At 64.6% G+C, this 23,517-nt stretch carries 23 protein-coding genes and 1 tRNA gene; 15 read left to right on the top strand and 9 right to left on the bottom strand.

What is annotated here, in order from left to right; translation table 11 throughout:
- Positions 1–110: 110 nt before the first annotated feature.
- Positions 111–197, bottom strand: a tRNA-Leu gene (locus tag IVA91_RS24935).
- 150 nt (positions 198–347) lie between these two features.
- Between IVA91_RS24935 and IVA91_RS24930 the strand changes: the two genes are divergently transcribed.
- A complete protein-coding gene (locus IVA91_RS24930; protein WP_247276541.1) occupies positions 348–1,313 on the top strand; it encodes a complex I NDUFA9 subunit family protein in 966 nt (321 codons plus the stop codon).
- Positions 1,314–1,495: 182 nt separating this feature from the next.
- Here IVA91_RS24930 and IVA91_RS24925 read toward each other — a convergent pair whose 3' ends face one another.
- The 3 genes from IVA91_RS24925 to IVA91_RS24915 all read right to left on the bottom strand — a co-directional run bounded on the left by IVA91_RS24925 (position 1,496) and on the right by IVA91_RS24915 (position 4,548).
- A complete protein-coding gene (locus IVA91_RS24925) occupies positions 1,496–2,236 on the bottom strand; it encodes an SDR family oxidoreductase (RefSeq protein ID WP_247276542.1) in 741 nt (246 codons plus the stop codon).
- Positions 2,237–2,239: 3 nt separating this feature from the next.
- Entirely contained in the window at positions 2,240–3,565 is a 1,326-nt protein-coding gene (locus IVA91_RS24920) for an FAD-binding oxidoreductase (RefSeq protein WP_247276543.1), read from the bottom strand.
- A 176-nt stretch (positions 3,566–3,741) separates the two neighbouring features.
- Complete coding sequence (locus IVA91_RS24915; RefSeq protein WP_247276544.1) at positions 3,742–4,548, bottom strand: undecaprenyl-diphosphate phosphatase; 807 nt, start codon at positions 4,546–4,548, stop codon at positions 3,742–3,744.
- A 168-nt stretch (positions 4,549–4,716) separates the two neighbouring features.
- On the opposite strand from IVA91_RS24915, the gene IVA91_RS24910 reads away from it, so the two are divergent.
- From IVA91_RS24910 to IVA91_RS24900, 3 genes are all read left to right on the top strand, one after another.
- Positions 4,717–5,409, top strand: coding sequence for a glutathione S-transferase family protein (locus tag IVA91_RS24910; protein ID WP_247276545.1), 693 nt, complete (start codon positions 4,717–4,719; stop codon positions 5,407–5,409).
- Complete coding sequence (gene queG / locus IVA91_RS24905) at positions 5,358–6,551, top strand: tRNA epoxyqueuosine(34) reductase QueG (RefSeq protein WP_247276546.1); 1,194 nt, start codon at positions 5,358–5,360, stop codon at positions 6,549–6,551. The genes IVA91_RS24910 and queG overlap by 52 nt, the downstream gene beginning before the upstream one ends.
- Positions 6,552–6,693: 142 nt before the next feature.
- The gene (locus tag IVA91_RS24900) at positions 6,694–7,491 is read left to right on the top strand and encodes an acyl-CoA thioesterase domain-containing protein (RefSeq protein ID WP_247459388.1); all 798 of its coding nucleotides are present in this window, start codon (positions 6,694–6,696) and stop codon (positions 7,489–7,491) included.
- A gap of 67 nt (positions 7,492–7,558) precedes the next feature.
- On the opposite strand, the gene IVA91_RS24895 is transcribed toward IVA91_RS24900, so the two are convergent.
- The gene (locus tag IVA91_RS24895) at positions 7,559–8,026 is read right to left on the bottom strand and encodes a nuclear transport factor 2 family protein (RefSeq protein ID WP_247421607.1); all 468 of its coding nucleotides are present in this window, start codon (positions 8,024–8,026) and stop codon (positions 7,559–7,561) included.
- A 148-nt stretch (positions 8,027–8,174) separates the two neighbouring features.
- Complete coding sequence (locus IVA91_RS24890; protein WP_247276548.1) at positions 8,175–8,975, bottom strand: alpha/beta hydrolase; 801 nt, start codon at positions 8,973–8,975, stop codon at positions 8,175–8,177.
- A 250-nt stretch (positions 8,976–9,225) separates the two neighbouring features.
- On the opposite strand from IVA91_RS24890, the gene infC reads away from it, so the two are divergent.
- Positions 9,226–9,765: a translation initiation factor IF-3 gene (gene infC / locus IVA91_RS24885; RefSeq protein WP_247276617.1), complete on the top strand. Its 540-nt coding sequence runs from the start codon at positions 9,226–9,228 to the stop codon at positions 9,763–9,765.
- A gap of 64 nt (positions 9,766–9,829) precedes the next feature.
- Here the strand turns inward: infC and IVA91_RS24880 are convergent, their stop codons facing one another.
- The gene (locus IVA91_RS24880) at positions 9,830–10,234 is read right to left on the bottom strand and encodes a hypothetical protein (RefSeq protein ID WP_247276549.1); all 405 of its coding nucleotides are present in this window, start codon (positions 10,232–10,234) and stop codon (positions 9,830–9,832) included.
- 273 nt (positions 10,235–10,507) lie between these two features.
- Between IVA91_RS24880 and rpmI the strand changes: the two genes are divergently transcribed.
- The 6 genes from rpmI (at position 10,508) to IVA91_RS24850 (ending at position 16,175) form a co-directional block, all read left to right on the top strand.
- Positions 10,508–10,708 (top strand): 50S ribosomal protein L35, encoded by a 201-nt coding sequence (rpmI, locus tag IVA91_RS24875; protein WP_008539890.1) that lies wholly within the window; start codon positions 10,508–10,510, stop codon positions 10,706–10,708.
- An 80-nt stretch (positions 10,709–10,788) separates the two neighbouring features.
- Positions 10,789–11,148, top strand: coding sequence for a 50S ribosomal protein L20 (gene rplT / locus IVA91_RS24870; RefSeq protein WP_247276550.1), 360 nt, complete (start codon positions 10,789–10,791; stop codon positions 11,146–11,148).
- Between the two features lie 215 nt (positions 11,149–11,363).
- Positions 11,364–12,446: a phenylalanine--tRNA ligase subunit alpha gene (gene pheS, locus IVA91_RS24865; RefSeq protein WP_247276551.1), complete on the top strand. Its 1,083-nt coding sequence runs from the start codon at positions 11,364–11,366 to the stop codon at positions 12,444–12,446.
- Between the two features lie 86 nt (positions 12,447–12,532).
- The gene (locus IVA91_RS24860) at positions 12,533–13,003 is read left to right on the top strand and encodes an endonuclease domain-containing protein (RefSeq protein ID WP_247421450.1); all 471 of its coding nucleotides are present in this window, start codon (positions 12,533–12,535) and stop codon (positions 13,001–13,003) included.
- The gene (gene pheT, locus IVA91_RS24855; protein WP_247421448.1) at positions 13,000–15,408 is read left to right on the top strand and encodes a phenylalanine--tRNA ligase subunit beta; all 2,409 of its coding nucleotides are present in this window, start codon (positions 13,000–13,002) and stop codon (positions 15,406–15,408) included. The genes IVA91_RS24860 and pheT overlap by 4 nt, the downstream gene beginning before the upstream one ends.
- Positions 15,405–16,175 carry a sulfite exporter TauE/SafE family protein gene (locus tag IVA91_RS24850; RefSeq protein WP_247276554.1) on the top strand — a complete coding sequence of 257 codons (771 nt, stop codon included), beginning with the start codon at positions 15,405–15,407 and terminating at the stop codon, positions 16,173–16,175. Before pheT ends, IVA91_RS24850 begins: the two co-directional genes overlap by 4 nt.
- Before the next feature lie 178 nt (positions 16,176–16,353).
- Here the strand turns inward: IVA91_RS24850 and IVA91_RS24845 are convergent, their stop codons facing one another.
- Entirely contained in the window at positions 16,354–17,742 is a 1,389-nt protein-coding gene (locus tag IVA91_RS24845; protein WP_247421446.1) for an NAD(P)/FAD-dependent oxidoreductase, read from the bottom strand.
- 192 nt (positions 17,743–17,934) lie between these two features.
- Here IVA91_RS24845 and IVA91_RS24840 point away from each other — a divergent pair, with 192 nt between their 5' ends.
- Entirely contained in the window at positions 17,935–18,912 is a 978-nt protein-coding gene (locus tag IVA91_RS24840) for a YiiX/YebB-like N1pC/P60 family cysteine hydrolase (protein WP_247276556.1), read from the top strand.
- Positions 18,913–19,221: 309 nt separating this feature from the next.
- Here the strand turns inward: IVA91_RS24840 and IVA91_RS24835 are convergent, their stop codons facing one another.
- Positions 19,222–19,497 (bottom strand): metal-sensitive transcriptional regulator, encoded by a 276-nt coding sequence (locus IVA91_RS24835; RefSeq protein WP_247276557.1) that lies wholly within the window; start codon positions 19,495–19,497, stop codon positions 19,222–19,224.
- Positions 19,498–19,547: 50 nt separating this feature from the next.
- On the opposite strand from IVA91_RS24835, the gene IVA91_RS24830 reads away from it, so the two are divergent.
- From IVA91_RS24830 to IVA91_RS24820, 3 genes are all read left to right on the top strand, one after another.
- Positions 19,548–22,007 carry a heavy metal translocating P-type ATPase gene (locus IVA91_RS24830; protein WP_247276558.1) on the top strand — a complete coding sequence of 820 codons (2,460 nt, stop codon included), beginning with the start codon at positions 19,548–19,550 and terminating at the stop codon, positions 22,005–22,007.
- Positions 22,008–22,077: 70 nt separating this feature from the next.
- A complete protein-coding gene (nikR, locus tag IVA91_RS24825; protein ID WP_247276559.1) occupies positions 22,078–22,530 on the top strand; it encodes a nickel-responsive transcriptional regulator NikR in 453 nt (150 codons plus the stop codon).
- Between the two features lie 246 nt (positions 22,531–22,776).
- Positions 22,777–23,517, top strand: a complete 741-nt coding sequence (locus IVA91_RS24820; RefSeq protein ID WP_247276560.1) for a sulfate transporter family protein — start codon at positions 22,777–22,779, stop codon at positions 23,515–23,517.

The raw sequence follows: 23,517 nt of genomic DNA, 5'->3' as shown, positions 1-23,517 counted from the left end.
GGACGGGCTGATCTGTCCCATCAAGGGACCCATGCCACCTCGGTGCTTGGATCGTCGGCTACCATCGCGACTGATCGGAAGCAGCCCCATTTTGCGTCAAATCTTGCAAATGGTGCCCAGGAAAGGACTCGAACCTTCACGGCCGTTAAGCCACTGGCACCTGAAGCCAGCGCGTCTACCAATTCCACCACCTGGGCATGCCGTTTGGGGCACGGAGGCGGTTACTACGGTTCGGTGACGCCGTTGTCAATTCATGCGTGAAGCCTGTTGCGGGATGCCGATTGCGCATCGCAAACCGGCCCGATACAAGCCTGACAACCCCTTACCCACCTGCAGGAACCGACCCCATGGCATCGAATCTGGACACGCTCGTCACGGTTTTCGGCGGATCTGGGTTTTTGGGCCGGAACGTCGTCCGCGCCCTGTGCAAGCGCGATTACCGCATCCGGGTCGCGGTGCGGCGGCCGGAACTCGCCGGATATCTCCAGCCCTCCGGCAAGGTCGGGCAGGTCCACACCGTGCAGGCCAATTTGCGCTATCCGGCCTCGGTCGAGGCGGCGCTGCGCGATTCGCATGTCGTGATCAACCTCGTGGGCGTCCTCACCGAGAGCGGCGAGCAGACCTTTGACGCCGTCCAGGCCAAGGGCGCCGAGACCGTCGCCAAGGCGGCGGCCGCCGCCGGCGCCAGCCTGGTGCATGTCTCCGCGATCGGCGCCGACGCGGAATCGCCCTCGCGCTATGCCAAGGCCAAGGCGGCCGGCGAAGCCGCGGTCTTGGCCGCCGTACCGTCGGCGACGATCTTCCGCCCTTCCGTGATGTTCGGGCCCGAGGACCAGTTCACCAACCGCTTTGCCGCGCTGGGGCGAATGTTGCCGGTGCTGCCGCTGATCGGCGGCGAGACCAGGATGCAGCCGGTCTATGTCGGCGACGTCGCCACCGCGATCGCTGATGCCGTCGACGGCAAGGCCAAGGCCGGCGCGACCTATGAGCTCGGCGGGCCGGAGGTGCTGACCATGCGCGAGATCATCGAGACCATCCTCGAGATCACGGACCGCGAGCGAATGCTGATCCCGCTGCCGTTTGGGCTCGCCCGCTTCAAGGCCGCCTTCCTGCAATTCGCGCCGGGTGCACTGAAGCTGACGCCGGACCAGGTCACGATGCTCGAACGCGACAATGTCGTGTCGGATGCGGCGAAGGCCGCTGGCCTGACGCTGGAAGGGCTCGGCATCACGCCGGATTCGCTGGAGGCGATCGCCCCGCAATATCTCTGGCGTTTCCGCGCGGCCGGCCAGTTCCAGCGCAAGAGCGCCTAAAGACTCTCTCTCCGTCGTCATGGCCGGGCCGTTCGGAGAACGGCGTCGCTCTGCTCGACTATGCGAGGCCATCCACTCAGATCAGCGGTCGCAGCAAGACGTGGATGCCCGGGTCAAGCCCGGGCATGACGAGTTTGGAGGACGAGCAGGGCCAGAGGACGCACCGTCAGCGCGGCGAGACGTCAAAACTTCAGCTTCTTGAACACCGCTTCCGGCAGCGTCTTGATGATCAGCATCACGAGGCGCCATTTGCCGCTGACATAGACGACGTCGATTTTCCTCTCGACCGCCTGAAGGATCGCATCGCCGACCACCGGCGCCTCCACCGTGAGCGGGCCGATCAGCTTCATGCCTTCCGTCATCTTGGTGCGGACGAAGCCGGGCTTGACGGTGACGACATGCACGCCGCCGCGGCTGGCGCGGGCACGCAGGCCGGACAGGAAGGCGGAGAAGCCCGCTTTGGCCGAGCCGTAGACATAGTTCGAGGCGCGGCCGCGATCGCCGGCAACGGAGGACACGCCGACGATCGTGCCAGTGCCGCGGCCCAAGAATTTTTCGGCGAACAGGCCGAGGATCAGCGACGGGCCTTCGTAGTTGGAGCGCATGATCGTGGTGGCGTGGGCGAGATCGGATTGCGCGTTCTCCTGCACGCCCAAAAGGCCGACGATCGAGACCACGACATCAGGCAACGCCGGCAGGCCGCCGACAAAGCTCTCGAATGACGCGGTGTGGAGCACATCGAATTTGTGAAGACCGACCTCGATATTGTAACGCGCGCGCAGATCGGCGGCATCCCGCTCCAGCGTGGCGACGTCGCGGCCGGCGAGGGCGACGTCGTATCCCGCCTTGGCGAAGGCGCGCGCGGCGGCGCGGCCGATATCGGAGGAGCCACCCAGCACAATTGCGGACTTGCGTGACGTCACGGGCTAGACCTCATCAAACAGGCGTTGTGAAAGCTTCGAGCGGATGTTGCCTGTGGGATCAAGCGATCTGCGGATCGCGTTGAACCGCTGCAAGGCGGGATAGCCGGCCGCGAACGTCGCGCGCGACTGGCGCGCATCCTTGGCGAGGTACAGCCGCCCGCCGGCAGCGACGACCAGGCGATCGATCTCGTCGAGGAAATTCAGGATGTCGCCCTTCAGCGGGAAATCCAGCGCCAGCGTGTAGCCGGGCAGCGGAAACGACAGGATGCCGTCGCCCTGGCCGAGCTTCTTGAGCACGGCGAGGAAGGAGGCATCGCCGCGATGCGCGACGCGCTGGAGGATATCGCCGAGCACCTCGCGCGCGCCCTGCTCCGGAATCACGCATTGATGCTGAAGGAAGCCGCGCTTGCCATAGATGCGATTCCAGTCTTTGAGGCCGTCGAGCGGAAAGAAATACGGATAGAGCGAGACCACTTGGCTGCCGCCGGCGCGCCGCGCGCCCACGCGGTAGTACAGCTCGTTGAAGGCGCGAATGCTGAGGCGGTTCAGCGTGATCGAGGGCAGATCGACGGGGACGCCGAGGCCGGGATCTTTGCCGACGGGAAACGCAGCGGCGCCAGCGGCGAGTTCGTCTCTGCCGGCGTGTTCGCCGAGATAGATCAGCGCGCGGCCGAGATCGCGTCCTCGCGCCGCGCAATCGAGCCAGGCCACCGAATAGGTCGCAGCATCGCCCGCGTCGAGCGCTCGCATCGCGGCATCGAGATCGGACGCAGAGATCACCCGCTCGCGGATCCATCCGGTTTCGACCGGCCGCAACCGCATCGTCGCCTCGAGGATGATTCCGGTCAGGCCCATGCCGCCGACGGTCGCGAAAAAGGCATCGGAATTCTGCTCGCGCGAGGTTTCGATCACCTCGCCCTGCCCGGTGCGCAGCAAAATGCTGTCGAGGTAGCGACCGAAGCCGCCCTCGCCATGATGGTTCTTGCCGTGCACGTCGGCAGCGATTGCACCGCCGATCGACACGAAGCGCGTGCCGGGCACGACGAAGGGCAGGAAGCCGCGTGGGCCGAATGTCTCGATCAGGTCCGACAGCAGCATGCCGGCCTCGAGGCGGATGCGCCCGCTCGCCGGATCGAACCACCTGACCCGGTCGAACCCCGTCATCGCGACGGTCCTGGCGGCGCCGATCGCGGCATCGCCATAGGCGCGGCCATTGCCGCGCGCGACGGTGCCGGCCGAGACAGCCTCGCCGACGGCCGCGAACGAGCGCGGCCGCAGCACGTTGCTATCGACGACCGGAAAACGCCCCCAGCCGCTGACGAGGGTCATGGTTCAGCTCCTGTGCCGGGCACGCCGCCCTGGGCTGGAGACTGATTAGCGATCAAAAGCTTATTTTGCGTTGAAAACACCAGCAACCGGGTGTCTCGATGCCCACCTCTCCCCAGCGGGGAGAGGTGCGTCGGAGCACTTCAGCGCGAGCTGATTTGGATCGAGGGTTTCTGGCTTTACCGCCCCAGCGCCAGCGCGATCAGGCCGAGCGTGCCGACGATGACGCGCCACCAGGCGAACACCACGAAACCGTGTCGGGTGACGTAGGTCAAGAACGTCTTGACCACGATGATCGCGGTGATGAACGACACCACGAAGCCGATCGCGACGATGTTCATATGGTCCATCGTCATCTCGGCGCGGTTCTTGTAGAAGTCGTAGGCGAACGCGCCGATCATGGTGGGGATGGCGAGGAAGAACGAGAACTCCGCCGCCGCTCGCTTGTCCGCACCGAGCAGCATGGCGGCCACGATGCTGGCGCCGGAGCGCGACACGCCCGGGATCATCGCCACGCACTGCGCGATGCCGATATAGAGATACATCAAGAGTGGAAACTTGGTGGCTTCATGCTCGCGCGGCTTGAGCTCGAGCTTGTCGACCCAGAGCAGGATGGCGCCGCCGACGATCAGCGTGAAGCAGACGACCCACGGATTGAACAGCATGCTCTTGATGTACTTGCCGGCGAGGAGGCCGACGATCACGGCCGGCAGGAAGGCGACCAGCACGCCGATCACGAAGCGGCGCGCATAGGCATCGCCCGTGAACAGGCCAATCGCGACGTCCCACAGCTTCCTGAAATAGAGCCCGACGATCGCGAGGATCGCACCCAGCTGGATCAGAACCGTAAACGAATCCCAGAAGGCACCTTCACCAAGCTGGAAGAAGCGCTCCGCGAGCAAGAGGTGGCCGGTCGAGGACACGGGAAGGAACTCGGTCACCCCCTCGATGATGCCGAGGATCACTGCCCGTATTGCGTCTGACATATTACGGTCCATTTCGGCTGGAAAAGCGGGGCTCTTCTCGCCTATTCGCCCCCATGCCGCAATCGCAAAATGCGACGTCACGCCCTTGCTTCGCGGTTTTGAAGGACTAGTGTGGCGCCGCACAAATATTGATGGATTCTTAAGCACCATCAAATAGTCAAAGGCTTCATGTTTACGCTGTTTCATCATCCGTTCTGTCCGCACTCGCGCTTCATTCGCTTGATCGTGGGCGAATACGGGCTCGACCTGAAGCTGGTCGAAGAGCGCAGCTGGGAGCGGCGCGAGGCGTTTCTGCTGCTCAATGCGGCCGGCACGACACCAGTTCTGGTGGACGACGAGCAGCCGCCCATACCGGGCGCGGCGATCATTGCCGAATATGTCGACGAGGCCTATGGCGCCGCGATGGGCCCCAAGCGCCTGATGCCGGAAACCATCACCGAGCGCGTCGAGGTGCGCCGGCTGATGGCCTGGTTCAACGAAAAATTCTTCGAGGAGGTCTCGCACCCTCTCGTCACCGAGCGCATCTACAAGCGGTTCATGAGCGAGGAGGACGGTGGCGGCCCGCCTTCGGCCGACGTGATGCGCGCGGCCAAGGCAAACGTGCGCTATCATCTGGCCTATATCGGCTGGCTGGCGCAGACGCGTAACTTCCTCGCGGGCGACCGACTCACCTACGCGGATCTCGCCGCCGCGGCGCATCTCTCGGCGATCGACTATCTGGGCGACGTGCCATGGAGCGAGGACGATGCAGCAAAGGCGTGGTACGCGCGGGTGAAATCCCGCCCGTCGTTCCGTCCGCTCCTCAGCGAATGGCTGGCCGGGGTGCCGGCGTCGCGGACTTACGTGGACCTGGATTTCTGAATTGCGATCCGACTGAACTGAAGACACAGCTGGCGCACGAAGCACGCGCGCTCGGCTTCGACTGCATCGGCATCACTGCACCCGGCACGATCGAGAGCGCCGGAAAATACTTCCTTGAATTCATCGCCTCCGGCGGCCATGGCGACATGGATTGGCTGGCCGCGAGCCCTGAGCGCCGCGTCGATCCGCGCGGACTGTGGCAGGATGTGCGCTCGGTGATCATGCTCGGCGTCAATTACGGCCCCGACCAGGATCCGCTCGCGATCCTCAAGCAGCGCACGCATGCGGCGATCTCGGTCTATGCGCAAGGCGACGATTATCACGATCTGATCAAGAAGCGGCTGAAGGCGCTGGCGCGCTGGCTAATTGCGACCGCGCCGTCGGACGTAAAGGTGTTCGTCGACACCGCGGCCGTGATGGAGAAGCCCTTGGCGCAAGCCGCGCATCTGGGCTGGCAGGGCAAGCACACCAATCTCGTCTCGCGCGAGTTCGGCTCCTGGCTGTTCCTCGGCGCGATCTACACCACGCTCGAGCTGCCGCGTGACGACGCAGAGATCGACCATTGCGGCTCGTGCCGGGCCTGTCTCGACATCTGCCCGACCGCGGCGTTCCCTGCGCCCTACAAGCTCGATGCGCGGCGCTGCATCTCGTACCTCACCATCGAGAACAAGGGTCCGATCCCGCGCGAATTTCGCAAGGCCATGGGCAATCGGATCTATGGCTGCGATGATTGTCTTGCCGCCTGCCCCTGGAACAAGTTCGCGCAGGAGGGTCGCGAGGCCAAGCTCGCGGCGCGTGACGAGCTGCGCGCGCCTGCGCTCGCGGCGCTGGCCCGGCTCGACGATGCTTCATTCCGCACGCTGTTCACGAAGTCGCCGCTGAAGCGCATCGGCCGCAATCGCTTCGTACGGAACGTGCTGATCGCGATTGGCAACTCCGGGGAGCTAGCGCTGGCTGCGGAGGCGCGGCGATTGCTCGACGATGCAAGCCCACTGGTGCGTGGGGCGGCGGTGTGGGCGCTGGGGCAATTGGTGGAGCGCGAGGCGTTTGCCGAGGTGAGGCTGCAGGTTCTCGATCGCGAGCCCGACGAGAGTGTTCGTGAGGAGTGGCGCGCAGAATTCACGGTTAGCTCCTCATCCTGAGGAGCCGCGCAGCGGCATCTCGAAGGATCGAGGCCGAGCTGCCGCAGCGGAGCCTGCATGGTTCGAGACGGCGCTTCGCGCCTCCTCACCATGAGGGTTGAGGGCCTTGATTTCCCCGCGCCTTTCTTCAATCTCGCGCCTCATGACAAACATGCCTTTCTTTACCCGCGACGGCGACACATTCCATCCGACGGAAGTCGCCAACGGTCCCTGGGATCCGAAATCGCTGCACGGACGCGTCATCATCGGCCTGCTCGGCTTCGTCATCGAGGAGCGTCATTCCGGCCCCGAATTGGTGCCGGCGCGGCTCACCGTCGATATGTTTCGGCTACCGACCATCGACAAGCCGATTGAAGTGACGACGCGCCTGGTGCGCGACGGCCTGCGCATCCGCGTGGTCGAGGCGGAGTTTGTCTCCGGTGGCGTCAGCATGGCGCGGGCGTCTTGCCAGCTGCTGCGCAAGACGCAAAATCCCGAAGGCAATGTCTGGTCACCGCCGAACTGGGACGTGCCGAAGCCGGCCGACATTCCCAAGCCCACCGATCCCAGGCTCGGCATGAACGGCAAATGGACGACGCGCCCGATCGTCGGCCATATGGGCTCGCTCGGCCCGCGCCGGCTCTGGATGAGCGACGTGCGCGAGCTCGTCGCGGGCGTGGCGATGACGCCGTTCGTCCGTGTCGCCACCGGCGCCGATTTCGCCAGCCCGTTTGCCAATGCCGGCGACAGGGGGCTCGGCTACATCAACAGCGACGTCACCATCTATCTGCATCGCCTGCCGATCACAAACTGGATCGGATTCGAGGTGGTGAACCATCACGCCACTGATGGCGTCGCGATCGGCGAATGCTGGCTCTATGATGAACAGGGACCGATCGGGACCGCCACGGTCGCCGCACTGGCGCAGCGCAAGCCGATGGCGAATCCGTCGAAGCGGTAGCGCTCTCTCTACTCGTCGTTCCGGGCTCGCGCCAAGGGCCGCGCCCCGGAATGACGAGTGGAGACAGTTACGCCAAATGCCGCTGCATTTCCGGGCGCGCCTTCAGCTCGGCGCCCTGCTTGGCCACGATCTTCGCGATCCGCTCCGGCGCAAACTTCAGGTCGACGAACGCCGGCGCAGTGTTGGCAACTTCGTGATAGCTGGCAATCTTGCCCTCACGCAGCGTCATTATCGCCACGCCCTCGAACATCGCCCGCGCGCCATTCGCGTCCAGCAGGGTCGAACGATAGCTGAAGGTGTAGCGCGCATAGAGCGTGGTGCCGTCGGTGACGGGATCGTGCATGTCCCAGCGGAAATCGGTCGCCGTGCGATAGAACCAGTCGTCGATCAGCTCGGCGATCTTCTCGCGACCGGTGAAGACACCGTAGAAGACGTCGTGGTAGATGCCGTCCTCAGTGAAGAGGGCGGCGAACGCTTTGCCGTTGCGCTGCTCGACCGCGTCGCAGAACGCACGCAGCATGGCGACGGTGGTCATTGGCATTTCTCCCTCCCCGTTCTCTGTCATGCCCCGGCTTGCCGGCGCATCCAGTACGCCGCGGCTTCTCGGCTTAGGTATGACGGCCTCTGGAATACCGGATCGTCCGCTCAAGTCGGACGATGACATCGAGTGCTGAGCGGCAGTTTCACCCGATCTCCGCCACGGCGGCAAGAATGCGCGCGATGTCCTGCGGGCGGGAGAGGCGGTGATCGCCGTCCTGGATCATGGTCAGCACGACGTCGTCAGCCGGCAGGCGATGTGTCAGCGCGAAGGCGTGCTGCCATGGCACGTCGGGATCTTTCGCGCCCTGCAGGATGCGGATGGGGCAGCCGAGATCGATGGCGCTGCCGAGCACCAGGTGATTGCGTCCCTCCTCGATCAGATTTCGCGTAATCGGATAGGGCGAGCCGTCGCCATAGTCCGACGGCCGCAGCCAGAGGCCCTTGGTCTCGATCTCTTTCTTCACCGCCGGCGAAAAGTTCTTCCACATCAGCTCCTCGGTGAAGTCGGGCGCCGGCGCGATCAGGACGAGACCGGACAGCGAGGCCACGGCCTGTTGCGTCTCCTGGCGCTTCTTGATCTCGCGCGCGAGCAGCAGTGCCATCCAGCCGCCCATGGACGAGCCGATCAGGATTTGCGGGCCGGCGCAGAAGCGCTCGAACACTGCTACGCTCTCCTCCAGCCAGCGTCCGATGGTTCCATCGGCGAAATCGCCGCAGGATTCGCCGTGACCGGAATAGTCGAATCGGACCATTGCGCGGCCGTGCTCCCCGGCCCAGGCATCCAGCGCCATGGCCTTGCTGCCCTGCATGTCCGATTTGAATCCGCCGAGCCAGACCAGCCCGGGGCCTTTTCCGGCGCGGCGGCGCACCGCAATTCTGCGCGCCAACGGGCCTTCGCCCACGGTGATGAAGTCGAGCACGGTATCGGAAATTGCATCGGTCATGGAACGTTTACTCTGGCTGTGCTGTTTGAGCTGTTTGGACACGTCCGCCAGCACAATCCGACCTCGGCATTGGCCGTTTGGGACGCTTGCGGAACAGAACCAAGGTGTCTATGTCGTCTGCGTGCCAACGGGCGTGGCCAAAATGCCTCGCATTTGAGGGTTTTTCGCCTCTCGCACGAGCGACTTGCTTGCCGGCAAACGCATCTTCCTTCAAGATAGCCGCTTCCTTCACAACTTTGGAGAACCACCCATTCGCCGTCCTAATAAAGCTCCGCCCGCTGCCAGCAAAGACGGGCCGCGCATCAATGATGATATCCGCAATGCGCAAATCCAGCTGATCGATCAAACCGGTGACAACAAAGGCACGGTCGAGACGGTCCTGGCCATCAAGATGGCTCAGGAAGCCGGCATGGATCTGGTCGAGATTTCGCCGAATACCAGCCCTCCCGTCTGCAAGATCATGGACTACGGGAAGTACAAGTATTCCGCTCAGAAGAAAGCCGCCGAAGCCCGCAAGCGGCAGAAGACCGTCGAGATCAAGGAGATCAAGCTCCGTCCGATGATCGACGATCACGATTACGACGTGAAGATGCGCGCGATGCAGCGGTTCTTCGAAGAGGGCGACAAGGTCAAGATCACGCTGCGCTATCGTGGTCGCGAAATGGCGCACCAGGAGATCGGCACCAAGCTTCTGGACAAGATCAAAACCGACGTCGCCGAGCTCGCCAAGGTCGAGCAGGACGCAAGGTTCGAGGGTCGCCAGGTCGTGATGGTTCTGGCGCCGCGCTGACGCCGGCTCTTTGGGACTGAGAATTCAACGGCCCGTCCGGATCTCCGGCGGGCCGTTTTGTTTGTCAGGTTCTCGTCGCCTGCCAGGTGCCGCTACAGCGGTCGCCGGAAATGATGCCGTTCCACGAGCCGGCGCCGTTCATGCCGGCGAGCCGGCCGCCGCCGCTGGCGTGGGTGGCGCCGACCCAGACCTGGACCGCCACAGCGCCGCCGCGATTGACTTTGCCGGACACCCGGCCGCCGCCGGCGGACGACACCCGGCTGCCGGTGATGGTGAAGGGGACGCTGTAGCCGGAGCTGCAATTGCCCCGTGTGGTGGCGAAGGTGACATTCCAGATGCCGTCATAGCCGCTGACCCGGGCATCGGCAGTTGAAGGCGCCATGGCAGCGGCCAGCACGGCGAGCAGCCCCAGGCGGCGCGGGCGCGCAAAGCTGGAGAAAGAGGAAATCGATCGCGGGAAATGGGCCATTGGGTCCTGCTCCGGACATGAGGCGTGGACATTGGGGGTAGCAACCCCAAATAGTCGGCGGCTAGGTTCCGGCGGTTCATCGTTGCCATTTGGCTCCCGCTCTGTCATAAGCCCAGCCTTCATCGCCCGGCTGATTAAGGGCTGCCGTGGCGGTGTTTCGTGCGGGTTTCGCGCTCGTTCGCAAAACCTGAGCACAATCAACGCTCTAACGAGCATTTTAGACGGCCAGCCGCCTTCACGGGCGGATTTCTGTTGCGGCCATAGGAGAGCCAAATGCCCAAGCTGAAGACCAAATCGGGCGCTAAAAAGCGCTTCAAGGTGACTGCCACCGGCAAAGTGATGCACGCCCAGCGCGGCAAGCGTCACGGCATGATCAAGCGGACGAAGAAGCAGATCCGTCAGCTGCGCGGCACCCGCGTGCTGTTCAAGACCGACGGCGACAACGTCAAGAAGTACTTCTTGCCGAACGCCTGATCGCGTCCACGATCACTGCCACCTCGCGCCGCGTTCGCGCGGCGATCCGAAACCGAAGTCATCTCTGAAGGATTTTTGTCATGTCTCGCGTCAAACGCGGTGTGACCGCCCACGCCAAGCACAAGAAAGTCTACAAGGCCGCCAAGGGCTTCTATGGCCGCCGCAAGAACACCATCCGCGCCGCCAAGCCGGCGGTCGAGAAGGCCATGCAATATGCCTTCCGTGACCGCAAGCGCAAAAAGCGGACATTCCGCGCGCTCTGGATCCAGCGCCTCAACGCCGCAGTCCGTCCGTTCGGCCTGACCTACAGCCGATTTATCGACGGCCTCGCCAAATCTGGCGTCACCGTGGACCGCAAGGTGCTGTCGGATCTCGCGATCAACGAGCCCGCCTCGTTCCAGGCGATCGCCGAGAAGGCCAAGGCCGCGCTTGCGGCGTAACAGGGCCGACGCCGCGCTGGCGGCGTAGCCGTCCTCCACTGTGCTCTGCACAGCGTTCAGCTTGTGATGGCCCGGGCAGAGGCGCGTCTTGCCGCCTTACTGCCCCGGCCGTCATCTCTTGCGCAAGCATACTTCTCAGACGTGGATGCCCGGCAGCGCGCCGGGTGTGACGGGCTAGGATCATCGGCTCAGCATCCTGGCCAAAAGGGATTGCCATGACCGATCTTGCCCAGCTCGAAGCCCAGATCATCACCGACATCACCGCCGCGGCGGACGAGGCGGCGCTCGAAGCCGTGCGTGTCGCAGCCCTTGGCAAGAAGGGCTCGATCTCCGCACTGCTCGCAACGCTCGGCAAGATGTCGCCGGACGAGCGCAAGACGCAAGGCGCCGCGATCAACCAGGCCAAGGACAAGGTCACCGAGGCGCTCGCAGCAAAGCGCGACGTCTTGAAGTCGGCGGCGCTCGATGCCCGGCTGGCCGCCGAGACCATCGATGTCACGCTGCCCTTGCGCGATGCCGCGGCCGAGGCCGGCCGAATCCACCCGCTGAGCCAGGTCTGGGACGAGTTGACCACGATCTTCGCCGACATGGGATTCTCGGTCGCCGAAGGCCCCGATATCGAGACGGATGATTACAACTTCACCAAGCTGAATTTTCCGGAAGGCCATCCCGCGCGCGAGATGCACGACACCTTCTTCTTTCATCCGAAGGAAGACGGCTCGCGCATGCTGCTGCGGACCCACACCTCGCCGGTGCAGGTGCGCACCATGCTGAGCCAGAAGCCGCCCATTCGCGTGATCTGCCCGGGTCGCACTTACCGCATCGATTCGGACGCGACCCACACGCCGCAATTCCACCAGGTCGAAGGCCTCGTCATCGACAAGCACTCGCATCTCGGCCACCTCAAATGGATCCTGCACGAGTTCTGCAAGGCGTTCTTCGAGGTCGACCACATCAACATGCGCTTCCGTCCCTCGTTCTTCCCGTTCACCGAGCCCTCGCTTGAAGTCGACATCCAGTGCCGTCGCGACAAGGGCGAGATCCGCTTCGGCGAGGGCGAGGACTGGCTGGAGATTCTCGGCTGCGGCATGGTGCATCCGAACGTGCTGCGCGCCTGCGGCATCGATCCCGACGAGTACCAGGGCTTTGCCTGGGGCATGGGCATCGACCGCATTGCCATGCTGAAATACGGCATCGCCGATCTGCGCCAGCTGTTCGACAGCGACGTCCGCTGGCTGTCCCATTACGGCTTCAAGCCGCTGGAGGTACCGACGCTGGCTGGGGGGCTGAGCTCGTGATGGTCAGCGCTGGGAGCAATTCCACAAAGACCCTTTCCGTTCCCTCCCCCCTTGTGGGGGAGGGTCAGGGAGGGGGGTAGCCGCAGATGCCGCACACAGTGGTGAGCGACCGTCAGCGCAGCCGAGCGAAGCAACTTCGCCGCACGATGACGCGCGCTGAGACACTGCTATGGCGATATCTGAAAGCTAATCGCATGGATGGCCTGGGCGTCCGACGTCAGACACCGATCGGGAGTTACATCGCCGATTTCGTGTGCTTCTCATCGAAGCTAATTATCGAGCTCGATGGAGAATCTCACAATTTCGAGGAACGGCAGAAGGCAGATCAGCGTCGTGATGCGTTCTTCGTCGCGGAAGGATTTCAGGTTCTGCGTTTCACGAATGAGCAGGTGATGTCAAACCTTGAGGGAGTTGTCGAGGCAATCCGCCAGGCAGCTTCCGTCAGAGCGCGCGGCTTACCCCCCTCCCTGCCCCTCCCCCACAAGGGGGGAGGGAACACTGGCACCGACCAAGATCAATTCGTAAACACCGACAAGAACCGAGGCACACAGCCATGAAATTCACCCTCTCCTGGCTGAAGGATCATCTCGACACCGACGAGCCCCTGGAAAGGCTCGCCGACAAGCTCACCATGATCGGGCTCGAGGTCGAGAACATCGAGGACAAGGCGAAGGCGCTGAAGCCCTTCACCATTGCGAAGGTGATCTCGGCCGAGCAGCATCCGAATGCGGATCGCCTGCGGGTCTGCATGGTCGACACCGGTGACGGTGGCGCGCCGGTGCAGGTCGTGTGCGGCGCGCCGAATGCGCGGGCCGGGCTCGTCAGCGTGTTCTCGCCGCCCGGCACCTACATTCCCGGCAAGGACATCACGCTCGGGGTCGGCACCATCCGCGGCGTCGAGAGCCGCGGCATGCTGTGCTCGGCGGCCGAGCTGCAGATATCCAACGACCATGACGGCATCATGGAATTGCCTGCGGACGCGCCGATCGGCGCCGGCTACGCCGAATGGGCCGCGCTTGGCGATCCCGTGATCGAGATCAACCTGACCCCGAACCGGCAGGACTGCACAGGCGTGCACGGAATCGCGCGCGATCTTGCCGCTGCCGACATGGGCAAGTTCAAGGACCCCACGATCAAGCCGATCAAGGGCGAATTCCCCTGCCCGGTGAAAGTGACGGTCGAAGACGCCACGCTGTGCCCGGGCTTCGCGCTGCGCCTCGTGCGCGACGTCAAGAACGGCCCGTCGCCGGAATGGCTCCAGAAGCGGCTGACCGCGATCGGGCTGCGCCCGATCAACGCGCTGGTCGATATCACCAATTTCATGACGTTCGATCGCGCACGGCCGCTACATGTGTTCGACGCCAAGAAAGTGAGCGGCAATCTCGTCGTACGGCGCGCCCGCGAGGGCGAGAGCCTGCTGGCGCTCGACGGCCGCACCTACAATCTCGATCCCAATATCTGCGTGATCGCGGATGAGCACGGCGTCGAATCGCTTGCCGGCATCATGGGCGGCGAGGCCTCGGGCTGCGACGAGAACACCACCGACGTTCTGATCGAATCGGCGCTGTGGAACGAGATCAACATCGCCCAGACCGGCCGCAAGCTCGGTGTGAATTCGGATGCGCGCTACCGCTTCGAGCGTGGCGTCGATCCGGCCTTCATGGTGCCGGGGCTCGAGCTCGCGACCAAGCTGGTGATGGAGTTGTGCGGCGGCACGCCGTCCGAGACCGCCGTGGTCGGCAAGGCCTTCGGCGACGACCGCGTGATCGATTTCCCGGTCACCGAAGTCAAGCGTCTGTCCGGCATCGAGGTGCCCCAGCCGGAGATGAAGCGCATCCTGACCCATCTCGGCTTCATGATGGCGGGCCCAGGCCCGGTGGTGAAGGTCGCAGTCCCCTCCTGGCGCACCGACGTGCACGGCAAGGCCGACATCGTCGAAGAGATCGTGCGCATCTTCGGTGTCGACAAAGTGCCGATGACGCCGTTCGAGCGCGGCGAAGACGCACGCAAGCCTGTGCTGACCCCGCTTCAGCTGCGCACCCGGCGCGCGCGGCGCGCGCTGGCGAGCCGCGGCATGGTCGAGGCCGTGACGTGGTCGTTTATCGCAAAACCCGCGGCAAAATTGTTCGGCGGCGGCCAGCGCGAGCTCGAGGTGGCGAACCCGATCGCATCCGACCTTTCCGACATGCGCCCGACGCTACTCGCGGGCCTGCTCGCGGCGGCGCAGGCCAATGCCGATCGCGGCTTTGGCGACGTCGCGCTGTTCGAGGTCGGGCAGCTGTTCAGGGGAGACCGCCCGCAAGATCAGTTCATGGCGGCGAGCGGCGTACGCCGCGGCTTTGCGTCCTCGGAAGGTCTCGGCCGGCACTGGTCCGGCTCGGCGCAGGCTGATGTGTTCGACGCCAAAGCCGATGCGCTGGCGGTGCTCGCCGCTGCCGGCGCGCCGATGCAGGCGCTTCAGATCGTCGCCGGTGGCCCCGGCTGGCTGCATCCGGGGCGTTCGGGCACGATCCAGATCGGTCCGCAGAACGTGCTTGGCTATTTCGGCGAGATGCACCCGCGCGCGCTCGAGGCGCTCGGGGCCGACGGCCCGCTGATCGTGTTCGAGGTGATCCTCGACCGCATTCCGGAGGCGAAGAAGAAGCCGACCCGCGCCAAGCCTGCGATCGAGCTGTCGGCGTTCCAGCCTGTTATGCGCGACTTCGCCTTTATCGTCGATCGCACAGTCAAGGCCGGCGACATCGTGCGCGCGGCGCAAGGCGTCGACAAGAAGCTGATCACGGGGGTCAGCGTCTTCGACGTCTACGAGGGCAAGGGCATCGATGACGGCAAGAAGTCGATCGCGATCGCGGTCACGATCCAGCCGCGCGAGAAGACGCTGACTGACCAGGAGATCGAGGCTGTGGCCGCGAAGGTCGTGGCCGAGGTGACGAAGAAGACCGGCGGCACTCTTCGCGGATGAGCCTGACGGACTTTCTGCCGAAGGACGTCAGCCTCACCATTGCGATGGCGCTCTGCGCTGTCGCGTTCGTTTCGGGCACCGCCCGCGGCTTCTCCGGGTTCGGTTCGGCGCTGATCTTCATGCCGCTGGCGAGCAGCATCGCTGCGCCGCGGCTCGTGGCTGCCTTGCTGCTCGTGATCGATTTCGTCGCGGCCGCGCCGCTCCTGCCCGACGCCTGGCGCAAGGCGGACTGCAAGGCCACGGCCGTGATCGTGCTGGGCGCGCTGATCGGCGTGCCCCTTGGGACCTATTTCCTCAGCGTACTCGAGCCCGTCACCACGCGCTGGATCATCTCCTGCTTCGTCGCCGCGCTGCTGCTCCTGCTGCTGTCGGGCTGGCGCTATCGCGGCAAGGACCACACCTGGCTCTCGGTCGGCATCGGCGGCCTTTCCGGCTTCTGTAGCGGGCTGGCGCAGACCGGCGGTCCACCGATCGTCGGGTATTGGCTCGGCCGTCCGATTGCGCCGATCGTCGCGCGCGCCAACATCGTGCTGTTCTTCGGCGCGTCGGATTTCTTCTCGATGGTGAGTTACGCGAGCACGGGCCTGATCTCGCGCGAGTCGCTCGCGCTTTCGCTGATCGTCGGCCCGGTCTATGCGATCGGCGTCGCGTTCGGTGCATCACTGTTCGGCCGCGCGAGTGAGAAGGTGTTTCGCGGCATCTGCTACGCGTTGATCGCGCTGGCGGTGATTGCCGGGCTGCCGGTGCTGGATGGGATATTGCGGTAAACCAATGCTGTCGTCCCCTGCGAATGCAGGGGAACCATACCGCGTGATCTATCGATTAGGCACGAGTGACCCCCCCGACGAAGATCTTTTATCTGCTGGTCTTCGCCAAGCTCTCCCTGTGGTTTGTGGGTCCCTGCGTTCGCAGGGACGACAGCGGAGTGTTTGGGGACTGATTGCCTCACTGCCGCGGCACGCGTCGCTTCTTGGTCGACTGCGTCGGGACATCCGCCGGCTCGTCTTTGAGCGCGCCGATCTTGCGCAGCGCGGCGTCCGCGGCGCGTTCGCCGCTTTCCCAGGCGCCGTCGACGGTGCCCCACAGCGTCTCATGCGTGGCTTCGCCGGCAAGGAACATGTTGCCGATCGGCTCCGTCAAAACCTTTCGCGAGAGGTGACCGCCGGGCGCGGCCGCCGACATCGCGCCCATGACATAAGGCGAGGCATTCCAGCGCGTCGCGCTGGTCTTCTGCACGGCGGCCGCAGCTTCGCTGCCGAACAGTTTGGTGATCCACTCCTTCGCGAAAGCCGTCATCGCCTGCTCGCCCTGTCCGGAGAGATCGCGGCCGAACGAGCCGCCGACGTCGATTGAGCACAGCACGGAGCCGCCGATATTGGCGAACAACAGCGCCGTACGCGTCGAATTGCTCTGCTCGATCAGGGTGTCGTCGCGCGACAGTCCGAGCGGGTTGCCCGGCAGTTGCAGCACGATGCGATCGTAGCTGCCGAGGGTGAGCTTCGATGCCGCGTCCAGCGTGCGTTTCGGAATGTCGGGTCCGAACTTGATCGCGCCAGAGGTCAGTACGTTGGTCGAGACGGTGATGATGGCGGCGCGGGCCGCGATCTTGCCGCTTGGGGTCTCCACTCCGACATCGCGATTGCTCCAGACGATCCGGCTCACCGGCGTCGACAGCACCACCGGCGCCTGCTCGCCGAGTTTCGCGATCAGCGTCCCCAGACCCTGGCGGCAGGCGATCGCGCCATTGCGGTCCTGCGCGCGGGCCTTGTCGATGGCCGAAAGCTCCTTCAGATCCTTGCCCGCGAAGCCCGCGCCCAGCATGAACTCGGTCGCGCCAGCCCAGTCGCCGAGATCCTTCGGCAGCACGGAGGCGCAAGAGGTGTCCAGCTTGCCGCGCGCGGCGTCGTCGATGGCACGGTTGGTGCGGACCAGCGCGGCCAGGAACTCCTCGGTTTCGCCGGCGCGCGCATTGCGGCGGCCGATGCGCATTTTCTGGCCCGATGGCGCCGGCAGCACGTCGAGCCCGGCGCTGCGCGCCAGCCGGATCATCGGATTGGTGTCGGGATTGTGCATCCAGCGCGCGCCGCGGTCGAACGGCGTGCCGAAAATCGTGCTATCCGTGATGCAACGGCCGCCGATCTGGGCCGCCGCTTCCACCACCACAACCCTGCGGTTGGCGGCCATGATGCGCCGCGCTGCGGCAATCCCCGCAGCCCCCGCGCCAATCACGACGACATCGGCCTCCCGCGGCGGGGTCGCGGCGGTCGCGCGCAGCACAGGCATCGCGGCAAGGCCCGCCGACGCCGAAAGGAAGCCGCGGCGCGTGATAGTCATGTCATGGTTTCCGGGGACTTGCGACGTATGGGAACAGCCCGCGAACCTTGCCGTATCTGATGTTGCGCAGCAACCATCATGGTGAATCAATCGTACTTGATCTCACAGAGTGATGAACCGAATTGCAACACGTTTGGACCATGATAGAGAAGGGAAAAAGACGGCCGGAAAAGGCCCTGGGGGGAGTTTGAGATGGGGACGGTCCTGGACTCGGTCGGCAAGCTGATTGCCGCGTACCTCTCGAAGGAGGTGCCGGGCTACGAGCCGTTCACGCCGAGCGACCCGGAGCACCTGCGCGGCGTCATCGAGCCTGGCGACGTGCTGCTGGTCGAAGGCAACAACCGCATCTCCGGTATCATCAAATATCTGACGCAGTCGACCTGGTCGCACGCTGCGCTCTATGTCGGTCCGATCGAGGGCGCGGAGGAGGCTGACGGCGAGCCGCATGTGCTGATCGAGGCCAATATCGGCGAGGGCGTCACCTCTGCGCCTTTGTCGAAATATTTTCCCTATCACACCCGCCTCTGCCGCCCGGTCGGGCTGTCCTATGAGGACCGTACCACCGTCTGCCGTTATGCGATCAACCGCATCGGCTTCGGCTACGACACCAAAAACATCGTCGACCTCATGCGCTTCCTGTTCCCGCTGCCGATACCACAGCGCTGGCGGCGGCGCATGATCGCGCTGGGATCGGGCGATCCCACCAAGATCATCTGCTCGGCGCTGATCGCGCAGGCGTTCGACGCCGTGCGCTACCCGATCCTGCCGAAGATCACCAAGGCCGGCAGCCGCGCCGCTCGCCGCGAAATTCTGCACATCCGCGATTCCTCGCTCTACATGCCCCGCGACTTCGACATCTCGCCCTATTTCGAAGTCGTGAAACCCACCATCGTGCACGGCTTCGACTACACAGCCTTGCACTGGGCCGACAAGCAGAAGCCGCTCGAGGAGGTGGCGGGCACATTCAGTGTGTTTCCAGAAACGCTCCGTGCGCCGCCGCTCGTTCCTGAGGCGTCTGACGAAGCGACGCCGGCTGAAATTTCGGCTGAAGAAGTGAGCAAGCAACCTGCCGAGATGGCCGAACGAATGTCGGAGCATTTCCCGCTGCTAAAGAGATTGGCGATGTACCGCCCGCGGCGGCGGGGACGGGCAAGGGAGAGGGTGGCGTAGACCGCCTCCCCGCTGTCGTCCTGGCGAAAGCCAGGACCCGTTACCCCAGAGTGCAGTTTGACGAAGGCTCCGCGTTGGGTACGATTACCGCGCGCAGCCGAGAGATTCCGCGGTATGGGTCCTGGCTTTCGCCAGGACGACGCTGGGGCGTATCTCGCGCGTCCCTTTGCAAAGTCATTCTACAGTCATTGCGAGCGCAGCGAAGCAATCCTGACTGCCGCCGCGGTGAGATTCTGGATTGCTTCGCGGAGCCTGTCATCGGGCCGCGCTTCGCGCGGACCGTTGGCTTGCAATCGCGAAAGTAGGAACCTACCGCTCCGCCCGTCCGATCACTGCCATCAGCTCCGCGATCTTCTCGCGCTGATCGGCCTTGTCGCCACTGGCGATGGCGTGCTCGACGCAATGGGCGACGTGATCCTTCAGGATCTCCTCCTCGACCCGGCGCAGCGCGGCGCGCACCGCCGAGATTTGCGTGACGATGTCGATGCAGTAGCGATCTTCCTCCACCATTTTCGAGAGGCCGCGAACCTGACCCTCGATCCGGCCGAGACGTTTTCCGACAGATGTCTTGATGTCCATGCGCATGGGGCCTATATACCCCCCTAGGGTATCAATTGCAAGGGCGGAGCCTCGCCATGAACGACGCCGACCACGGGGACCATCACAAGCAGGAAACACATGCCGGATGCGGCTGTTCCAGGAAAGCCGCGCCGGCCGCAAAGCCGGCATCCTCCTGCTGCGGCGGCCACGGCGATCATGCCGGCCACGCCGATCATCATCACGGGCATGACCATGGCGGTGTCGCGACGAAGGTCCTCGATCCCGTCTGCGGCATGACGGTCGATCCCACGACCTCGAAGCACCACCTCACACATCACGGCGAGACGTTCCATTTCTGCTCGGCCGGCTGCCACACCAAGTTCGCCACCGATCCCGCCAAGTACCTCGCCAAGGACAAGGCGCCCGAGCCCGAGATGCCCGCGGGCACGATCTACACCTGCCCGATGCACCCCGAGATCCGCCAAGTCGGCCCCGGTAGCTGCCCGATCTGCGGCATGGCCTTGGAGCCGGAAGTCGCGAGTCTGGAGGCCGGTCCCAATCCCGAGCTCGCCGACATGACACGGCGGTTCTGGATCGGCGGGGCGCTGGCACTGCCGGCCGTGGTGCTGGAGATGGGCGGCCACCTCGCCGGCCCGCACAGCTGGATCGATCCGACATTGTCGAACTGGCTCCAGCTCTTCTTCGCCACGCCGGTGGTGCTGTGGGCCGGCTGGCCATTCTTCGTCCGCGGCTGGCAGTCGCTGCGGACGCGCAACCTCAACATGTTCACGCTGATCGCGATGGGCACAGGGGTGGCCTATGTCTACAGCGTCCTCGGCACCGTCGCGCCGCAAATATTCCCTGATACCTTCCGTGGCCATGAGGGTGCGGTCGCCGTTTATTTCGAGGCAGCTGCCGTGATCACGGTGCTGGTGCTGCTCGGCCAGGTGCTGGAGCTGCGCGCACGTGATGCGACCTCGGGCGCGATCAAGGCGCTGCTCCAGCTCGCGCCGAAGACCGCACGACGCGTCGAGCCTGATGGCAGCGAGCACGAGGTCGAGATCGATACGCTGCATGCTGGCGACCGTCTGCGCGTCCGCCCCGGCGAGAAGGTGCCGGTCGACGGCATCCTTCTCGAAGGCCGCTCTTCGCTCGACGAATCACTCGTCACGGGCGAATCCATGCCGGTCACCAAGGAGAGCGGAGCCAAGGTGATCGCCGGCACGCTGAATCAGTCCGGCAGCTTCATCATGCGTGCCGACAAGGTCGGGCGCGAGACGCTGCTGTCGCAGATCGTGCAGATGGTCGCCGACGCACAGCGCTCGCGCGCGCCGATCCAGCGCTTGGCCGACCAGGTCGCCGGCTGGTTCGTGCCGGCCGTGATCGTTGTCGCGCTCGCGGCCTTCGCTGCCTGGGCTTGGTTTGGACCAGAGCCGCGTCTCGCCTTCGGTCTCGTCGCAGCCGTCAGCGTGCTGATCATCGCCTGCCCCTGTGCGCTCGGGCTTGCGACTCCGATGTCGATCATGGTCGGTGTGGGCCGCGGTGCACAAGGAGGCGTGCTGATCAAGAACGCCGAGGCGCTGGAGCGAATGGAGAAGATCGACACGCTGGTGGTCGACAAGACCGGCACGCTGACCGAGGGCAAGCCCAAGGTGGTGGCGATCGTGCCGGCTGCCGGCTTTGCCGAGAATGACGTCCTTCGCCTCGCCGCCAGCGTCGAGCGTGCCAGCGAGCATCCCCTGGCCGACGCGATCGTGCGCGCGACAAAGGAGAAGCAGCTCACTCTTGAGCAAGTCGAGCATTTTGACTCGCCGACCGGCAAGGGCGCGACCGGCAAGGTCGAGGGCAAGAGCATCGTGCTCGGCAATGCCAGATATTTGTCGTCGATCGGAATCGACACCAAGCTGCTCGACGCCGAAGCCGAGCGGCTGCGCGGCGACGGTGCGACGGTGATCAACATGGCCGTGGACGGCCGGCTCGCCGGCCTGTTCGCGATCGCCGATCCGGTCAAGGCGTCGACCCCGGAGGCGCTGAAGGCACTCGCGGCCGAAGGCATCAAGGTCATCATGCTGACCGGCGACAACCGCACCACGGCGCAAGCGGTGGCGCGCCGGCTCGGCATCGCCGAGGTCGAGGCCGAGGTGCTGCCGGACCAGAAGAGCGCGGTGGTCGCCAAGCTGCAAAAGGCCGGCCGCAGCGTCGCGATGGCCGGCGACGGCGTCAACGACGCGCCAGCGCTGGCGGCCGCCGAAGTCGGCATCGCAATGGGCACCGGCACCGATGTGGCAATGGAGAGCGCTGGCGTGACCCTGCTCAAGGGCGATCTCGTCGGCATCGTGCGCGCGCGAAGACTGTCGCAGGCGACGATGAGCAACATCCGCCAGAACCTGTTCTTCGCCTTCATCTACAACGCCGCGGGCATCCCGATCGCAGCCGGCATCCTCTATCCGGCGTTCGGCCTGCTGCTCTCGCCGATCATCGCTGCGGCGGCGATGGCGCTGTCCTCGGTGAGCGTGGTCGGGAATGCGCTACGGCTGCGTGCGACCAGGTTGTGAATCGCTTGCGCGGCCAGGCAAGATATAGGTAGCCCGGACAGGCCAAGCGACACGCGAGGAGAGATATCTGATGCAGCGAATTACGATCACGATCGAGGATGATCTGCTGGCGGAGATCGACGCGGCGGCGGAAGCGCGCGGTTACCAGAACCGCAGCGAGATCATCCGCGATCTCGCCCGCGCCGGCCTGCAGAAGAGCAGCGAGGATACCACGCAGACCGGCTCCTGCGTCGCGGGGCTCGTCTACGTCTATGACCACGCCGCCCGAGATCTCTCAAAACGCTTGGTGCAGGAATTCCATGGCCATCACGACCTCGCGCTGGCGACCCTGCACGTCCATCTCGACGACGACAATTGCATGGAGATGACGGCGCTGCGCGGCGCCGCCTCCGAGGTCAAGCATTTCGCCGATCACATCATCGCCGAACGCGGCGTGCGCTACGGTCGCGTGGTGATGATCCCGACCGGCGAAGCCAAGCACGTAAAGGCGCGCAAGCACAGGCAGGGCCATCGGCATGAGTAGCAACTAGCCGCACACGCGGTGCCGACCCCTCTCCCCTTGCGGGAGAGGGTGGCTCACCGCGGAGCGGTGAGACGGGTGAGGGGTATGTCTCCGCACATCCAACTCTCATTTGAATGCGAAACAACCCCTCATCCGGCGCTTCGCGCCACCTTCTCCCACAAGGGGAGAAGGTAAGAATGAAGCCGCCCTTGCCGATGCCACATTGGGTGTCTACCTCTCGCGTGTTGCTTATTTCAGAGGGTCCCCATGCTGGATGCCGCCGTGAAGGCGTTGTCGCAAATGATCTCGCCGCCGATGCGCTCGATCCTGTGGCGATCGATCGGGCTTGCGCTGGTGCTGATCACCATCCTGGCGATCGGCCTGCAGCGGCTCCTCAGCTGGTTTGCGACCTCTGGCGAGGTCTGGCTGGAGGGCCTGCTCGGGCCCGGCTGGCATTCCTCGCTTGAAGTCCTCTCGTGGATCGTCTCGATCGCAGCGGGCCTCGGCGTCGTGTTCGGCGGCGTCTTCCTGATGCCCGCGATCACCTCGCTGGTGGCGAGCCTGTTCGTCGACGACGTCGCCGACGTCGTCGAGCGTGAGCATTATCCCGCCGAGCGGCCGGGCGTTGCGCTGCCATTCGGCCAGGCAATCCTCGAGGGCATCAAGACCGCGCTGCTGACGATTGTGGTTTATCTGATCGCGTTGCCGCTGGTACTCTTCGCCGGCGCCGGCTTCCTGATCTTCTTCCTCGCTGCCGCCTGGCTGCTCGGCCGAGAATATTTCGAGCTCGCGGCCATGCGCTTCCGCCCGCCGGAGCAAGCCAAGGCGATGCGGCGCGACAACGCCGCAACCATCTTCACCGCCGGTCTCTTCATCGCCGCCTTCGTCTCGATTCCGATCGTGAATTTGGCGACGCCGATCTTCGGCATGGCCTTCATGGTCCACATGCACAAGCGGCTATCCGGTCCGCGGCCCGAACTGATCGAGCCGGCGCGGCAGATGCGGTGA

Source organism: Bradyrhizobium sp. 153 (assembly GCF_023073835.1).
GTDB lineage: Bacteria > Pseudomonadota > Alphaproteobacteria > Rhizobiales > Xanthobacteraceae > Bradyrhizobium.
The sequence above is the reverse complement of the archived record's forward strand: the minus strand, read 5'-3'. Positions and strand labels throughout refer to the sequence as shown.

Excerpts from the sequence above, each read along its gene's own strand:
- IVA91_RS24930 (WP_247276541.1), top strand. The coding sequence starts at position 348 with ATGGCATCGAATCTGGACACGCTCGTCACGGTTTTCGGCGGATCTGGG.
- IVA91_RS24920 (WP_247276543.1), bottom strand. The coding sequence starts at position 3,565 with ATGACCCTCGTCAGCGGCTGGGGGCGTTTTCCGGTCGTCGATAGCAAC.
- IVA91_RS24915 (WP_247276544.1), bottom strand. The coding sequence starts at position 4,548 with ATGTCAGACGCAATACGGGCAGTGATCCTCGGCATCATCGAGGGGGTG.
- IVA91_RS24910 (WP_247276545.1), top strand. The coding sequence starts at position 4,717 with ATGTTTACGCTGTTTCATCATCCGTTCTGTCCGCACTCGCGCTTCATT.
- queG (WP_247276546.1), top strand. The coding sequence starts at position 5,358 with ATGGCTGGCCGGGGTGCCGGCGTCGCGGACTTACGTGGACCTGGATTT.
- IVA91_RS24900 (WP_247459388.1), top strand. The coding sequence starts at position 6,694 with ATGACAAACATGCCTTTCTTTACCCGCGACGGCGACACATTCCATCCG.
- IVA91_RS24895 (WP_247421607.1), bottom strand. The coding sequence starts at position 8,026 with ATGACCACCGTCGCCATGCTGCGTGCGTTCTGCGACGCGGTCGAGCAG.
- IVA91_RS24890 (WP_247276548.1), bottom strand. The coding sequence starts at position 8,975 with ATGACCGATGCAATTTCCGATACCGTGCTCGACTTCATCACCGTGGGC.
- IVA91_RS24880 (WP_247276549.1), bottom strand. The coding sequence starts at position 10,234 with ATGGCCCATTTCCCGCGATCGATTTCCTCTTTCTCCAGCTTTGCGCGC.
- rpmI (WP_008539890.1), top strand. The coding sequence starts at position 10,508 with ATGCCCAAGCTGAAGACCAAATCGGGCGCTAAAAAGCGCTTCAAGGTG.
- rplT (WP_247276550.1), top strand. The coding sequence starts at position 10,789 with ATGTCTCGCGTCAAACGCGGTGTGACCGCCCACGCCAAGCACAAGAAA.
- pheS (WP_247276551.1), top strand. The coding sequence starts at position 11,364 with ATGACCGATCTTGCCCAGCTCGAAGCCCAGATCATCACCGACATCACC.
- IVA91_RS24860 (WP_247421450.1), top strand. The coding sequence starts at position 12,533 with ATGCCGCACACAGTGGTGAGCGACCGTCAGCGCAGCCGAGCGAAGCAA.
- pheT (WP_247421448.1), top strand. The coding sequence starts at position 13,000 with ATGAAATTCACCCTCTCCTGGCTGAAGGATCATCTCGACACCGACGAG.
- IVA91_RS24850 (WP_247276554.1), top strand. The coding sequence starts at position 15,405 with ATGAGCCTGACGGACTTTCTGCCGAAGGACGTCAGCCTCACCATTGCG.
- IVA91_RS24845 (WP_247421446.1), bottom strand. The coding sequence starts at position 17,742 with ATGACTATCACGCGCCGCGGCTTCCTTTCGGCGTCGGCGGGCCTTGCC.
- IVA91_RS24840 (WP_247276556.1), top strand. The coding sequence starts at position 17,935 with ATGGGGACGGTCCTGGACTCGGTCGGCAAGCTGATTGCCGCGTACCTC.
- IVA91_RS24835 (WP_247276557.1), bottom strand. The coding sequence starts at position 19,497 with ATGCGCATGGACATCAAGACATCTGTCGGAAAACGTCTCGGCCGGATC.
- IVA91_RS24830 (WP_247276558.1), top strand. The coding sequence starts at position 19,548 with ATGAACGACGCCGACCACGGGGACCATCACAAGCAGGAAACACATGCC.
- nikR (WP_247276559.1), top strand. The coding sequence starts at position 22,078 with ATGCAGCGAATTACGATCACGATCGAGGATGATCTGCTGGCGGAGATC.
- IVA91_RS24820 (WP_247276560.1), top strand. The coding sequence starts at position 22,777 with ATGCTGGATGCCGCCGTGAAGGCGTTGTCGCAAATGATCTCGCCGCCG.